Genomic DNA, 14762 nt, shown 5'->3' with positions numbered 1-14762 from the left:
GCTAGGCCGTGTGCCGGACGCGAACGACCCCCTCCTGCGCGGACATCGCTCAGGAGAGGGTCGGCTCGGTACGTGGCCTAGAGGTTGCCCTCCGCGTAGACGCGGAGCGCGTCGCGGACGAACTCCGCACCGTGCGTGCCGCCGGACGATGTCGCGTAGTTCGCGCCGAAGCGCGGATCCGCGACGTACATCTCGCCGAGCCCGATCACGTATGCCTTGACGTCTCCGCCGGGGACGGCGGCGGGTGTGCCCGGGATGCCCGTGAGCCACTCGACGTGGCGACGCGCGACCTCCTGGGCCGCGGGTGAAGCCGGATCGATGCCGCTCTCCGCGGCGGCGATCCAGTCGCGCCCGAGGTCGGACACGCGCTGCTGCCAGTCGGCGCGCGCGGCGTCCGTCATCCCGCGCCACCAGCTGTCGCTGTCGGCGTAGGCCTTCTTCCCCCAGCGTTCCTCGACTTCCTCCTTGTGCTGCGTGTGGTCGAAGCCGTCGAACATGTTCTCTGCCATGAGGTTCTCACCTCCTCTCAATGCCGTGATGGTGGATTCGACCGACGCGATCTGACGCGCCAGCCGGGTCTGCTCGTCGCGCAGCAGCGCGAGATGGGTTTCCAGGGCCGATGCCTCGCTCGCTGCGGCATCGCTGTCCGATGCGGATCCCAGCACGTCCGCGATCTGCGGGAGACCGAGCCCCAATTCCCGCAGCAGCAGGATGCGCTGCAGACGCACCAGCGCCGGGCCGTCGTAGTGCCGGTAGCCGTTGTGCGCGATGCGCGAGGGCGGCAGCAGGCCGATGTCGTCGTAGTGCCGCAGTGTGCGGCTCGTGGTTCCGGCGAGGCGGGCGATCTCCTGGATCGACCAGTCATCCGTCTCCATTCCGCCTCCTCTCGTTCGTGGTCGTGCGGTGATGTCTTGAACTCTAGAAGTTGACGTTGCGTCAAGGTCAACATCTTTCAGCGAATATTCGCGCTCCCTTCTTGACAGGATCGAGATATATCGTGTTATCGTGGCAACACACGATATATCGTGACCCTCAACCCAGGAGAAGCAGACATGACCGAGAAGTGGCTCATCGCCCCCGGCGAGGAACGCGTCATCGACATCGAATCCGTCACCCGCCTCAAGGTGGGCCTCGTCGGCGGACAGGTCGACATCATCGCCCATGACGAACCGGGCATCCGCATCGAGGTGCACGGCGTCACCACCAAGGACCTGCGCATCGAATCCCACGACGGCGAGGTCGAGATCGACCACCCGCAGTTGGGCTGGGACAACTTCCTCGAGGTGTTCCGCAACTTCGGCTCCGGCGGCCCCCGCGCCGAGGTGAGCGTCGCGGTCCCCCGCGCGATCGCCCTGAACCTCGGTGTCGTCAGCGCCGGGGCTCTGGTCTCCGGACTCCGCAACGACGCCCGCCTCAACACCGTGTCGGGCGACATCATCGTCGACACCCTGATCGGCGACCTCACGGTCAACTCCGTGTCGGGCGACGTGCAGGTGCGCGGCCTCACCGGCTCGATCAGCGCGAACAGCGTCTCGGGCGATGTGGCCGTCACCGGTGCCGTGCGCCGGGCGACCGTCGACATCGTCTCGGGCTCCACGCTGGTCGACGCCGCGGGCGACGTGAACACGATCAACGTCAACTCGGTCTCTGGCGGCACCACCGTGCGCCTCGACGAGTCGCTCGCCGCGAACTACGTCATCCGGTCACTGAGCGGACGCCTGCTGATCGACGGGGTCGAGCGCAGCACCTCGGGCCCCAGCAACTACACGGGCACGACCGGGGAGCTCGCCGGACGCTTCGTCGACCTGCGCGCGAACTCCGTCTCGGGGGGCGTGACGGTCCTCCGCCGCACCCCGGCATCGATCGCCGACGACCCGGAGTGGGAAGCATGAGCCCCGCGGTCTTCTCCCACGGCGACCTGCGCCTGTACCTGCTGTCGCTGCTCGCCGAGGCGCCGCAGCACGGCTACGGCATCATCCAGTCGCTCACCGATCGCACCGGCGGCACCTACACGCCGAGCGCCGGGACCATCTATCCCCGGCTCGCGAAGCTCGAGGAAGAGGGGCTGGTCACCAAGACCGTCGACGGCCGCACCACCATCTACGCCATCACCGAGGCCGGGCGGGCGGAGCTCGCGTCGCGCGAGGGCGACCTCGCCGGCATCGAAGCCGGCCTCACCGACTCGGTGCGGCTGATCGCGAGCGAAGTGCGGCAGAGCGTCCAGGACGCGATGAAGAGCCTTCGCGCCGATCTGGCAGCGGCCGAGAAGGGCGAGCGCACGGCGGCGAAGAACCGTCCCCGCACGGCGACCGACGACTCCCGGCTCGTCAGCCGCGAGGAGATGCACCGCGCCGATGCCGTGATCAACGCCTTCCGCGCACGGGTGCGCACCGATCTGCGCACCCACATCGCGAAGGGCGGCACCCTCTCCCCCTCGGTCGTCACCGAGCTCGAAGCGGCGCTCGACACCGCCGCACGCGGTGTCACGGTCGCCCTGAGCACGCCACGCCCGTGATCGGTTCCGAGCCGGGTGCGGCACGTCCGCGGCAGGACGACGCCCGCGCGCGGGTGGAACCTCGTCTGCCGGGGCACGCGCGACCACCGCAGCTCCCCACCGCACCCGTGCAGACGTCACCCTCCGCGCGACGTCACGGCATCGTCATCCACATGGGGTGACGCCGTACGAGAAGAGGCCCCACCGGCAATCGCCGACGGGGCCTCTTCTGCGTCCGGGGAACGGCCACTACTTCTCGGGCCAGATCTCCTTCTGCTCGTCCGGCACCGACTCTCCGAGCGGCACGACGAGGATCGAACGATGCTGCCGGTGCGCGAGGCGCGCGGCCACCGATCCGGTGAAGAACTCCCTGATCGACTCGCCGATGCCACGCTTGCGTGTACCGACGACGATCAGCTGCGCGTCGAGCTTGTTGGCGAGCTGCTTGATCGCCAGAGCCGGATCGCCGACCAGTTGCCGCGCCGTCCAGGTGACGTCGGTGCCCGCCAGCAGCGTGGCCGCAGCGGCCTCGACCGCCTCGAACTCCGCGGCTCCGGCGTCGAAGTTGATGTCGATCGGAGCTGAGTGGACGTAGCCGTCCGGGTCCTCGTACGTCACGAAGCGCGTGACGTCGACGTGGGCGACCACGAGCGGTGCGCTAAGAAGTCGCGCGTAGCGGACGGCCTCATCGATCACGTGTCGGTCCTGGTCCAGCTGCATGCCGACGATGACGGCTTTCTGCAGAGCCGCATTCTGTGCGGCCTCGTCGGACGGAGTGGAGGTGTTGTCGGTCATGATGATCGTTCCCTTCACCGGCCTGGCATCAGCCAGAGGGTCGTACCCGCGTGCTATTCTGAATGCTACTCTTACCGGCCTTCAGCCGGTGTCGTGAAATGCATCGGGCCTGAACAGCCCGCAGCTTAACTCGTGAGGGGGTCTCGCGCATGGGCCGTGGCCGTCAGAAGGCGAAACACACCAAGATCGCCCGCGAACTCAAGGCGTACAGTCCGTCGGTGAACTACTCCGCTCTCGAGCGCGAGTTGGGTCATCCGACCGACGAAGACGCGTATGTCGACAAGTGGGCCGATGACTATGCCGACGAAGACGAGGACGAACTAGAGAAGGCCTGACCGCCCCTCTGTTCGTCGCACCCGCACCACGTGCGGGTGTTTCGTCGTGCTCTGGCGCTGAGCTGATGTGCTCAGCGACAGAGCACCGTCTGTCATGCCCCGACGTCGCCAGCTGAGAGGATCTCCTCATGGCACACGTCGTCGCCCTCTACCGTCACCCGATCAAGGGACTCACCCCCGAGCGTCGGGACTCCCTGACCGTGCAGCCCGACGGCCGGATCACCGGCGATCGCGTGCTCGCCTTCCGGTTCGCGGATGCCGCCGAGCCGGAGGACCGCGACGGCTTCGACTACTGGCCCAAGGCCAAGGGGCTCGCCCTCCAGGACTTTCCCGCGCTCGCCGCCCTGCGCACGAGCTATGACGACGAGACCCGACGCATCCGCATCGAACACGCCGGCTCGGTGCTCGTCGAGGCGACCCTCGACGACGGCGGACGGCGCGAGCTGACCGATGCCGTCACCGACTTCGTCCTCGCGACCTCGGAGGGCCGTCGGCTGCGACGCCCCGGCCGCCTCCCGCTCGTGCTCGTCGGTGACGGGGAGACATCGCGCTTCCAGGACCGCCCGCGGGGCTACGTCTCGATTCACGGCCGAGCCAGCGTTCGCGCATTGGGGGAAGCCCTCGGGACGAACGTCGACGACCGACGCTTCCGCTCCAACGTGGTGATCGACGACGCCTCTTCCTGGAGCGAGCTCGAGTGGACCGGCCAGGTGCGCGTCGGCGACGTCGCCTTCCAGGCCGCCGGCCCCATCGTGCGCTGCCTCGCGACCCACGCGAACCCGGACACGGGCGTGCGGGATGCCAAGGTGCTCACCACCCTCACGAGCGCCTTCGCCCAGCAGGAGCCGACCCTCGGACGCCTGCTCCTGCCCGGCTGGGCGCCGTCGGACGACGGCCGACCCCAGGGTGGTGGCATGATCCGCGTCGGTGATGAGATCCACACCCACCGTGCATGATCGTCTCCCCGCGCGCACCGGATCGACCGTGGATGTCCTCACATGGGGCTTGTGAGCGCAAACATGCGCCGCTTCAGAGACTGGTCCAGACGGGCCCAGGGTTCGCGATCACTCGCCGGAGGCGTAGCGGGCACGAATCTGCCCGGTGATCCAGCGATTGAGTGCGGCGGGATCACCGAGCGGCAGACCCGTCCGCGGGTCCGGCGTCGCGTAGTCCGACGGTCCGAATTCCGCCAGGAAAGTCGGGCGACGGCCCTCGGAGCGCAGACGGTCGACGACGAGGTCCCACCATCCCCACTGCGCCTCGACAGCGGACGCCCACCGCGGAGATCGCGGGTCATCGATCTGGGGGGATTGCGCGTGTCCGAATCGCGCGTGGATATGGTCGGCGCGGTCGATAGCCAGCGCCATGGCCTCGGGCTGATCCTGCAACAGCGACTCGGCGGAGACCATCCAGTGGGAGACGTCGAGCGTCAGCCGAAGGCCCGGATGCCTCTCGAGCAATCGCGCCGAGGAGTGCGCGGAGGGGAGCATCCGCGCACGATGCGTCTCGACCAGGATGTCCATGCCGGTCCGCTCGCGCTCGGCGACGATCCAGCCGGCGAGCGCGTCCAGGTCCCGCTCCCTCCAGTGGTCCCGACCGGCGTGCAGGGTGATGTGCAGCGGGGCGATGCCCTCGGCACCGATGGCATCCAGTTGGAGCGCGAGCGCGCGGCGGTGCGCCTCAGGATCGGATTCGACGCTTCCGACGAGCAACGAGACCGGCGCACCGGTCTCGTCTATCGCCGCGACGAGCTCGCGCCGGGCGCTCGACTCCGAGGGAAGCCAGAGCTCCACCCCGTCGTAGCCTTCGCGGAGCGCGGTCTCGACCAACGCTCGCGGAGGCATCGCGGAGACCCAATCGTTCATCAGGACGAGCGGGCTTCGTGTCATCGGCAGATGTCCTCTCCGGTGGATCGGGGCATCGCCGCGAAACCGACGGTCGGCGTGTGCGTGTCAGAGCATGTCAGCGCTCCCTCGATGAGGCCGAGTATAAGCGTCACCGACTTCGTTTGTCGGTTGTGAGCGCAAACATTCTGTGGTTGGATGTGCTTGTGATCGACGGCGCCTCGGCGTCACCCCCGCCCAGGGCGATCCGCAGGAACATGACCTCAAAGAGGAGAACAGCATGGCAATCACCCCTCGCTTCACCCGCACCGCCGCGATCGTCGCGGTCGGCGCGGTGTCGGCCTTCGGCCTCGCAGCCTGCTCATCCGGCGACTCCGGTGACAGTGGCGCCAGCGGCGAGCCCATCACGATCGAGTACCTGCACCGCCTGCCCGACGGCGAGGGCATGACCCCCGCCTCCGAGATCGTCGACCGCTGGAACGCCGAACACCCCGACATCCAGGTGAAGGCGACGAAGTTCGACGGCAAGTCGAGCGACATGATCCTCAAGCTCGAGACCGACGTGAAGGCCGGCAACGGACCCTGCCTCGCGCAGACGGGCTACTCGGAGGTCCCTCAGCTGTTCGTCAAGGGACTGCTGCAGGACGTCGCGGACGAGGCGAAGAAGTACGAGGACGACTTCTCGGCCGGTGCGTTCAGCGGCATGAAGGTCGGCGACGCCATCGTGGGCCTCCCGCAGGACACCGGGCCCCTCGTCTACTTCTACAACGAGGCCGAGTTCACGGCGCTGGGCCTCGACGCCCCGAAGACGCTCGACGACCTCACGGCCGACTCCGCCGCAGCGGCCGCCGCCGGCAAGTACGTCACCGCGTTCACACCGGATGAGGCTCAGAACTGGCTCTCCGCCCAGTCGGCCGCGGCCGGCGACACCTGGTTCAGCACCGCCGGCGACGAGTGGAAGGTCGACGCCGAGGGCGCAGGCTCCGAGCGCGTCGCCGCGTTCTGGCAGGGCCTGCTCGACGGCAAGCAGACGTTGGCGACCGAGCGCTGGGGTGAGGGCTTCACCGCCGCGCTCAACGAAGGCAGCCTCATCGGCCACGTCGGAGCCGCGTGGGAGGCCGGGTTCCTCCTCGATTCGCTCGACGGCACACCGGCCGAGGGGCAGTGGCGCGTCGCCCAGCTTCCCGACTTCGGCGCGGGTGCCATGAGCGGCCCCGACGGCGGTTCCGGCGTCTCGGTGATGAAGGGCTGCGAGTACCCCGCCGAAGCGATGGAGTTCAACGACTGGTTCAACACGCAGGTCGACGACCTCGCATCGCAGGGCCTCGTCGTCGCCGCCAAGGGCGACGTGGAGACCCCCGAGAAGATGCTCCGCCAGTTCGGCGGTCAGAATGTGCTCGCCGAATTGAGCACGGCCACCGAGAATCTGAACCCCGACTTCCCCTACGCACCGGGCTTCTCGACGCTGTCGAAGATGAACGAGACCGCCGCTGCGGCCGTCGCCGGCACGGCATCGGTGGCCGACATCTTCACCACCGCGCAGGACACCGCCGTCTCCTCCCTGAAGGACCTCGGCCTCCCGGTCGCAGAGTGAGTCGACGAGAAGGCATCATCGGATGATCGACGGCGGAGTGCACGCGCAATCGTGCACTCCGCCGTCGTCTTGACCTCGAGAGGCGACACCATGGTCACAGTGACCGAAACGCGAGGTGCGGCACCGGCGCCGACATCGCGCATCCCCGCGGATCCCACCCGCCGGCGCCGGTTCGGGACCCGACGCGAAGGTCTCACCGGATGGCTGTTCATGGCGCCGTTCGCGGTGCTGTTCGTGCTGGTCTTCCTGGTGCCGATCATCGTGTCGATCCGCTCGTCGTTCTTCGCGCAGGTGCCGTCAGGAGACGGACTCTACGGCGGCGGCGAACTCGTCGACACGTTCGTCGGTCTCGAGAACTTCGTCACCGCCGCGACCAACGGCGCGTTCTGGACGGGCATGGGTCGCGTCGTCCTCTACGCCGCACTGCAGATCCCCGTGATGATCTTCGTCGCGCTCGGCCTCGCCCTGCTGCTGGACTCGTTCATCGTGCGCCGTCCCACGCTCTTCCGGCTCTCGTTCTTCCTCCCGTACGCGGTTCCCGGCATCATCGCGGCGATGATGTGGCTCTACCTCTACACGCCCGAGGTGTCGCCCTTCCTGCCCTTCCTCCCCGAAGGCACCGACTTCATGGCACCGGGCACGATCCTGTTCTCGATGGCGAACATGACGACGTGGACCTACACGGGCTACAACATGCTGATCTTCCTGTCGGCGCTGCAGGCTGTTCCGCGCGACCTCTATGAGGCGGCACGCCTCGACGGTGCATCCGGATTCCAGATCTCGATGCGCATCAAGGTACCGCTGGTGCGCGGGGCCGCATTGCTCGCCGTGCTCCTGTCGATCATCGGCACCATCCAACTGTTCAACGAGCCGGTGGTGCTGCAGGCCGCGAACTCGTGGATGGGCAAGGACTTCACCCCGATGATGCTCACCTACAACACGATGATGGGCGAGATCTCACCGTCCGGCAGCGGCCCGGCATCCGCATACTCCCTGCTCATGGCTCTGATCGCGGGCGTGCTCGCGATCGTGTACGCGCTGCTGCAGCGCCGGAAGGGCGACGCATGACCACCACGCGCCTCATCACCACTGAGCCATCCACGCGCCGACGCCCCCGTCGCCCGCGCGACGTGGATGCTCCGCCGCCCTCGATCGCCCCGACCCCGGTCGCGCGCGCGTTCGGCATCATCGCGCTCGTGATCGCGACGCTGTACTTCCTGGTGCCGGTGTACTGGCTCATCGTCGCCTCCACGAAGAACAACACCGACCTCACCTCGACCTTCGGCTTCTGGTTCGCCGACTGGAACCTCGGCACCAACTACGACAGCCTGATGAACTGGACCCAGGGTCTGTTCTGGCGCTGGGTCGGCAACTCGATGCTCTACTCGGTGAGTGCGGGCGTCATCGGCACCCTGTTCGCCGTGATGGCCGGTTACGCGATCGCGAAGTTCGCGTTCCCCGGCAAGCGCATCGCCGTGGGCGTGATCATGGCCGGGCTCCTGCTCCCGGTGGCGCTGCTGACGGTGCCGCTGTACATCGAGTTCCAGGCGCTCGGACTGACCAACACCGTCTGGGCGATCATCATCCCCTCGGCGGTGTCTCCGTTCGGTGTCTTCCTCGGCATGGTCTACGCCCAGTCGTCGGTGCCGACCGAACTGCTCGAAGCAGCTCGCATCGACGGCGCCGGCGAGGCCCGCATCTTCTTCACGATCGTGATGCGCCTGCTGGGTCCGGCGATGGTGACGATCTTCCTGTTCATCTTCGTCGCGACGTGGAACAACTTCCTGCTTCCCCTCATGATGATCTCGAGTCAGGATCTGAAGCCCGTGACCCTCGGTCTCTACGGCATGGTGAGCTACTTCGCCCCGGACAAGGGTGCGGTCATGCTCGGCGCCCTGCTCGGCGTCATCCCGCTCGTGCTGCTGTTCTTCGCCCTGCAGAAGTACTGGCGTTCCGGTCTCGCCGCCGGCGCGGTCAAGGGCTGATCCCCCGTCTCATCCCTCACGTCCGCCCTCGGCCCATCGGCCGAGGGCGGACGTCTGCGCGCGGTGGATGTGCGGTGCTGCGTGGCTGCGGGGTGTGCGGGGGTTGCGGGGTGTGCGGGGGCTGCGGGGTGTGCGGCGTCGGAGGGCAAGCCGGGTCGGAGGCTCAGCGAGCGCACGGGAATCTGGCGAGCGCACGGAATCTCCACGCGTACAAGTCGTGCACTCGACAACGAGCCGTGCACTCGGCGGGGCGAGGGCGGGTGGGCGCGGGGCGGGCGGACGCGGGGCGGGCGGACGCGGGGCGGGGCGCGGGGCGGGCGGACGCGGGGTGGGGCGCGGTAGAGACGGCGAACGGCCCGGAGGAGCACTCCGGGCCGTTCGGGCGGTGCGTCAGCTCAGTCGGCGTCTCCGCAGCCAGAGGACGAGGCCGAGCGTGATCGCGGCCAGACCGGCGACCGCCGCCCCTGCCCAGATGGCTCCGTCTGCACCGGTCGTCGCGAGGCCACCGGCGCTAGCGGCAGCACCGGCCGTGACCGTGAGGTCCCCGCGCGCCAGCTCCACGCCCTGGGCGTCGGTCGCGACGAGAGCGTGGGCTCCAGCCGGCGTCGCTGCGGGAATCGAGACCGTGGCCACGGCGTCGCCGTCGGCGGACACCGTCACCTCGCCGATCCGCACCGGCTCGGAATGCAGCCACAGCTGCACCACCGCGTCCGGCTCGAACCCGCTCAGCTGCACGGTCAGACTCCCTCCCGCCACCACCGAGCCGATGGAGGCCGTGACGGTCGCCTTCTTCCCCGGCTTCGCCTTCTTGACCTTCAACGGAGCGCTGGCGAGTTCCGCACCGGACGCGTCCTGGACGATCACCCGGTGCTTCCCGAGCGAGGCGTCGGTGGGGATCAGCAGTCTCGTCGACAGCGCGCCCTTCTCATCGACCGTCGCATCCGTCAGCTTCGCGCCGTCGAGCCACACCGACACCGTCGAGCGCGGACCGAAGCCCGTGAGCGCGACACCCACCGTCTCCCCGGCGCGCACCGAGTCGGTGTCGAGACCGATCTTCGGATCGATAGCCGGGTTGCACGCGCTCAGGTCGTCGGCCGGACGCGTCGCGGGCGCATGGCCCGCCTGCGGAGCCGAGGAGCCGTAGACGGCCATCTCGGCCACCGAGGCGAACTGCGTCCCCGAGATCGATGAGGTCGCGGTGACCCGGATGTAGCGGGCTGTGGTCTCGGCGAAGTCCACGTCCTGCCAGTCGGCGAGGTTCTGCCACTCCCCCGACGTGACCGGCGTGTACGCCTGCCCGTCCGCGGAGACCGCGACCTCATAGCCCTTGATCGGCCCGTTCTGGTTCGCGTTGCGACGCAGGTACGAGATGCCGTCGATCTTCTCGGCGGCACCGAGATCGAAGGTCATCACGTGCGGATACGAGGTCGCGTCGACGCTCCACCGGCTGTGCCAGAAGGTGCCGGCGTTGCCGTCGATCATGTTGGCGGCGGCGCCGTCTTCACCGGCTGTCTCCTCGGAGCTCGCCGACACCGTGATCTGCGAGTTGGGGATGCGTGCCCGCGAGGACACCGACACCTCCTGCGTCGTGCGGACGGTGCGCACGTCGCAATCCGCGAGGTACGTCGCCGCGATCCCGATTCCGATGCCCGTACCGGCTGCGGCTGCCGGCGCGGTGATCAGCCACGTGGTGTCCACACTGTCCCCGGGAGCGACCGTCTCGAACAGGTTCGATGAGCCGTCGGCGACCTCAACCGCGTACCCCTCCGGCAGCTCGAGCTGCACGCCGATGTTCTCGACGGCGATGGACTCGCTGTTCGTGAAGGTGGTCGTGAACGCGGTCTGCGCACCGGGGCTCAGGACGCCCGCTTCGCCGGACACGGTCGCGCACGGGGTGCCGCCGGTGGTGGGACCGAGGTCGGTGACGGTGAAGTCGTCGAGCACGAAGTCCACTTCCGGCCCTCCCACCCGCTCGAGTCCCACCCAGGTGTAGTCGCCGCATCCGACGACGACGTCCTGCGAGAACTGTGCCGTCTCCAGCGCCTGGGTGATCCCCGTGCGGCTGAGCGTGGTCGACGTGACCTTGCCACCCGCCACGGAGTCGGTCCCGGTGAGCCAGCGATATGCGCCGCTCGCCCCGGCCTGGTAGTCGAAGCCGATCCGGTAGGAGTGCCCTGCCTGCAACGGCACGAGCGTCGGGTCGGTGCGATAGATCAGACCGCTGTACTCCGAGTTCGACATCAGCGAGTGATCCCCCGACAGGGTGGAGTCGACCGCGAGCCCGGCCAGTGCCCCCGAGTCGAACGGGATGGCGGTGTTCCGCCATTCGCTCGTCGTGTAGGGCTCGTTGCGGCGCGAGATGCTCGTGCGGATGCCGCCGGGGTCGCCTGCGAAGACGAACGGCCCCCAGCCGGCCTGGTTGCCCTCGAAGTCGTTCGAGTAGACGGTGCCCTCGGCACGAGGCGAAGTCGTATCGCGCATGATGCGCGCGTTGTCGACCCGCACCTTCGGCTCACCCGCCACGGCGGACACGGAGACATCCACCTGACCGGACGCCGGTGCCAGGAAGGAGACCGATCCTCGCTGGTACCCCAACCCGGCCTTCGAGTCCGACACCATGCGGTTCTCCGTCGGGGAGAGGTTCCAGGTGGCCGGAACGACCCCGTTCCCCGTGTCGACCGCCACCGTGACGTCTCTCGTCGCCGTCGGCTCGATCTGCACCTGGGCCGAGAACGAGTACCGCTCTCCCGGCTTCAGGCCGGTGACGGTCTGGGTGATGGACGATGCGGCAGCGCCGAGCACAGCGATGTTGTCGCCGCGGGACTCGGTCTTCGCCGTTCCCTGATCTGTGCGCTCGATCGTCACCTCGCCTCGCGGGTTCCAGACGTCGAGCGAACCGGAGTTGAAACCCGGGTCGTCGAGACCGGCGTCGTGGTAGTCGACGGCTGCGCGCTGCGCCCCGCCCTGCGGCACCACGACATAGGCCGTGCCCTTGTCTCCCGTGAGCGTGAGCTCACCGCCCGTCGCGTTGACCGTGCCGACCTTGACGCGTCCCTGGTCGCCGAGCTCGAAGACGTCGAAGGCCGTGTTGCCGCGGAAGGCGTCGGTGAGACCGAACGTCTTCTCGCCGCCGGATGCGGAGTAGAAGTACATCTTGTCGGCGTCGACGGGCGACCCGGCCTCCTCGTTCGACTCCAGCGACTGCCACGGCAGCAGGTACGAGTCGCCTCGCAGCACCGTCGCCCCGTCCATCGTGACGACCCTGGTGCTTCCGTCCATGCGCACGGCGACGTCATCCGTCAGCGTCGCCTCCGCACCCGCCTCGTACGTGAGCAGATCGAAGTGCTGCAGGAACTTCGTCGGCAGGCTCTGCGTCCAGATGTTGCCCATGAAGCCGTCCCAGTTGCGGTTGCCCTGCCATCCCTCGGCGTCGATCAGCCGCTGCTGGCCCAACAGGGCGTCGTCGTTCCAGATGTCGGCCTGTCCGTTCTGGATGAAGCGCACCATGGTGGAGTTGATGCCCTTGTTGTCCTTGCCGCCGTAGGCGAGGTCGTTCGGCCAGTGCGACCAGACCGTGTTGTCGACGAACTTGTCGCCCCATTCGGTCGCGACTTCGAGGTCCATGCCGTTCAGCTCGTCCGCGAGCTCTTCGGCGACCCAGCCGTTGGAATAGTAGACGTCGATGTAGACGCCGCTGAGCCCCGGTACCTCGTCACGCAGCTGCTGGAAACGATCGAGCACACGACCGGTGCCGAGGTCTGCCTGCTGGTTGATGTAGTACGACTGGTCGAGCCATGCCCACCCCTTCTTGTACGGGGCGTCGCCGTCGAGGATCGCCGGGTCGAAGGCGTTGGCCTGGGGGTAGATCTCCGTGGCGTTGACGTGCACGCTCATGTCGGCGTTGAGCTTCGCGCCCTCGTCGACGAGGGTGTTCAGGTCGTCGAGACCACCGGCACGCTCATTGTAGTTTCCGCCGTAGTCGGTGTTCGCCGAGTCGTGGCCCTCGCTGCCATAGCCCTTGTTGAGCACCCACTGGCCGAGGCCGTCGGTCTGGTTCGCGATGCGCTTGGTGTTGTCGAGCACGAGGTCGAAGTAGTTCGTCGCACTGGACGCGAAATTGAAGGGGATGCGGCTGACGACACGCTCCGCGACCCGGTCGGCACCGAGACGCGGGGTGTCGACCTCGCGATAGCGGATCGCCGCGTCCTGCCAGTCGACGGTCGCGTCGCCGTTGCGGTCGGCGGCGAGGAGGACGGTGACCTGGGGCAGGGCGTAGGTGGTGACGCGGCTGTCGACGGCGGTGGTGGGGTGAACCAGCCAGGCGCTGGATCCGATCTCGGCCGTGCGCCCCGATGCCTCGGTCACGCGCGTGGTCAGGCGGGTGTTCCAGGAGGCGGTCCCCCCGGAGGCCTGGGTCGTCGCATTGGTGATCACGCTGCCGACCAGCGCTCCGTTGCCGAGGAACGCGAATGCCGCCCCTTTCTGGCCGGTCGCCGTGGATGCGTTCACCGCGATGTGCTCGTCGGCGTTCTTGGTGCTGTCAGGACTGATCACGGTGCGATCCAGCGTCGCCCCGCCGTCCGCAGCGCTCGCGGAGAGGAACGCGTTGTCCGGGACCCCGAGCGTGGTCACGGTCGCCGAGCCTTCGACGGCGGTGACCTCGAACCCGACGGTGCCGTTCTTCGCGACGCGGATGCTGCTGCGCACCGTGACGTCGATGCCGGTGAGCTTCGACACGTAGTCGACTCCGGTCGCGGAGGAGGTCGAGGTGGTCTCCGACGGGTAGCTCGTCCCGTTCACGGACCAGGTCTTCGCGGAGGTGCGCTGCCCGGTGATGCTGTCGTCCCCCACCCGGTACTCGGCGATGCGGGGGAACTCGGTCGAGACGACCGCAGTCGTGCCGCCGTCGGCGATCTCGACCTTCTCGTCGGTGTCGGGGACCTCCGGCTCGGTGACGATGGGAGGCAGCTCCTGGTCCGACAGGATCTCGATCTCACCCCCACCGGCACCATTGCCGGTCATGTCCTGCGCATCGATGATCAGCAGCGCGACGTACCGACCCTCGACCGCGGTGTCGAGCGAGATGCGCTGCTTCTCATTGTTCGACGTCGGCGCGTGCAGGGTCGCCGTCGCGACCGCGGCCCCCCACCCGCCGTCCGCCGGCGAGAGGGTGGCAGCCTGGGCGTCGTCGGTCACGTAGACCTCGACATTCTTCGCGTCGATCCGCTGTCCGAGCTTGCCCGAGTAGTCGAGCGCCTTGACGGAGACGGAGCGCTGGAGGTCGATGGACAGCCAGTGCGGGAACGGCGCCTTCTCCGTGTAGCGCGAGACCCACTGCGTACCGAAATCACCATCGAAGGCGGCGAGCGCCGTGCCGTCGACCGATGGCGGAGCCGGGTAGGGGTCCGATTCGCTCGACACCCCGTGCAGGCGGTAGTCGGTCTTGGGGACGGGGATCAGATCGGCAGCCTGCGCAGCCGGCGCCTGGATGAGCACGCCGCCGAACGCGAGCGCCGTCGCCAGCAGGGAGCTGAGGGCGACGGCCGCGCGGGGCGGTCGGGAAGGTTTCGACACGTCTTGCCTCTCGGTCGGAGCGACGTCCGGGAGCACAGACGCCCCGATGCGTCGCAGATGATCATCGATGACACACCTCGATGTTTGCGCTATCACAATATGCAGACGGAGTCCGGTATATCAAGGCTCCGTTGTAAGCGA

General features: G+C 68.1%; 11 protein-coding genes. 7 read left to right on the top strand and 4 right to left on the bottom strand.

Annotated features, from left to right (window positions below):
- Positions 1-77 precede the first annotated feature (77 nt).
- Entirely contained in the window at positions 78-875 is a 798-nt protein-coding gene (locus tag ABDC25_RS02540) for a MerR family transcriptional regulator (RefSeq protein ID WP_167253729.1), read from the bottom strand.
- Between the two features lie 177 nt (positions 876-1052).
- Between ABDC25_RS02540 and ABDC25_RS02535 the strand changes: the two genes are divergently transcribed.
- Complete coding sequence (locus ABDC25_RS02535; RefSeq protein WP_029259534.1) at positions 1053-1892, top strand: DUF4097 family beta strand repeat-containing protein; 840 nt, start codon at positions 1053-1055, stop codon at positions 1890-1892.
- On the top strand, positions 1889-2515 hold the full coding sequence (locus ABDC25_RS02530) for a PadR family transcriptional regulator (protein ID WP_167253727.1): 627 nt from the start codon (positions 1889-1891) through the stop codon (positions 2513-2515). Before ABDC25_RS02535 ends, ABDC25_RS02530 begins: the two co-directional genes overlap by 4 nt.
- Positions 2516-2743: 228 nt before the next feature.
- Here the strand turns inward: ABDC25_RS02530 and ABDC25_RS02525 are convergent, their stop codons facing one another.
- Positions 2744-3289 (bottom strand): universal stress protein, encoded by a 546-nt coding sequence (locus tag ABDC25_RS02525; RefSeq protein WP_029259536.1) that lies wholly within the window; start codon positions 3287-3289, stop codon positions 2744-2746.
- A 149-nt stretch (positions 3290-3438) separates the two neighbouring features.
- On the opposite strand from ABDC25_RS02525, the gene ABDC25_RS02520 reads away from it, so the two are divergent.
- Entirely contained in the window at positions 3439-3624 is a 186-nt protein-coding gene (locus tag ABDC25_RS02520; protein ID WP_029259537.1) for a DUF3073 domain-containing protein, read from the top strand.
- Between the two features lie 128 nt (positions 3625-3752).
- Positions 3753-4580 carry an MOSC N-terminal beta barrel domain-containing protein gene (locus tag ABDC25_RS02515; RefSeq protein ID WP_167253725.1) on the top strand — a complete coding sequence of 276 codons (828 nt, stop codon included), beginning with the start codon at positions 3753-3755 and terminating at the stop codon, positions 4578-4580.
- Positions 4581-4688: 108 nt separating this feature from the next.
- Here the strand turns inward: ABDC25_RS02515 and ABDC25_RS02510 are convergent, their stop codons facing one another.
- A complete protein-coding gene (locus tag ABDC25_RS02510; protein ID WP_167253723.1) occupies positions 4689-5513 on the bottom strand; it encodes a TIM barrel protein in 825 nt (274 codons plus the stop codon).
- Between the two features lie 235 nt (positions 5514-5748).
- Here ABDC25_RS02510 and ABDC25_RS02505 point away from each other — a divergent pair, with 235 nt between their 5' ends.
- From ABDC25_RS02505 to ABDC25_RS02495, 3 genes are all read left to right on the top strand, one after another.
- On the top strand, positions 5749-7062 hold the full coding sequence (locus tag ABDC25_RS02505) for an extracellular solute-binding protein (RefSeq protein WP_292776439.1): 1314 nt from the start codon (positions 5749-5751) through the stop codon (positions 7060-7062).
- Positions 7063-7152: 90 nt separating this feature from the next.
- A complete protein-coding gene (locus ABDC25_RS02500; protein ID WP_029259541.1) occupies positions 7153-8130 on the top strand; it encodes a sugar ABC transporter permease in 978 nt (325 codons plus the stop codon).
- Positions 8127-9047, top strand: a complete 921-nt coding sequence (locus tag ABDC25_RS02495; protein ID WP_029259542.1) for a carbohydrate ABC transporter permease — start codon at positions 8127-8129, stop codon at positions 9045-9047. The genes ABDC25_RS02500 and ABDC25_RS02495 overlap by 4 nt, the downstream gene beginning before the upstream one ends.
- A gap of 390 nt (positions 9048-9437) precedes the next feature.
- Here ABDC25_RS02495 and ABDC25_RS02490 read toward each other — a convergent pair whose 3' ends face one another.
- Positions 9438-14621, bottom strand: coding sequence for an endo-alpha-N-acetylgalactosaminidase family protein (locus ABDC25_RS02490; protein WP_347124680.1), 5184 nt, complete (start codon positions 14619-14621; stop codon positions 9438-9440).
- Positions 14622-14762: the final 141 nt, after the last annotated feature.

This window comes from Microbacterium sp. SY138 (assembly GCF_039729145.1).
GTDB classification, from domain to species: Bacteria; Actinomycetota; Actinomycetes; order Actinomycetales; family Microbacteriaceae; genus Microbacterium; species Microbacterium maritypicum_A.
Note: the sequence above shows the minus strand (reverse complement) of the source record. Positions and strands in the feature narration are given on the sequence as shown.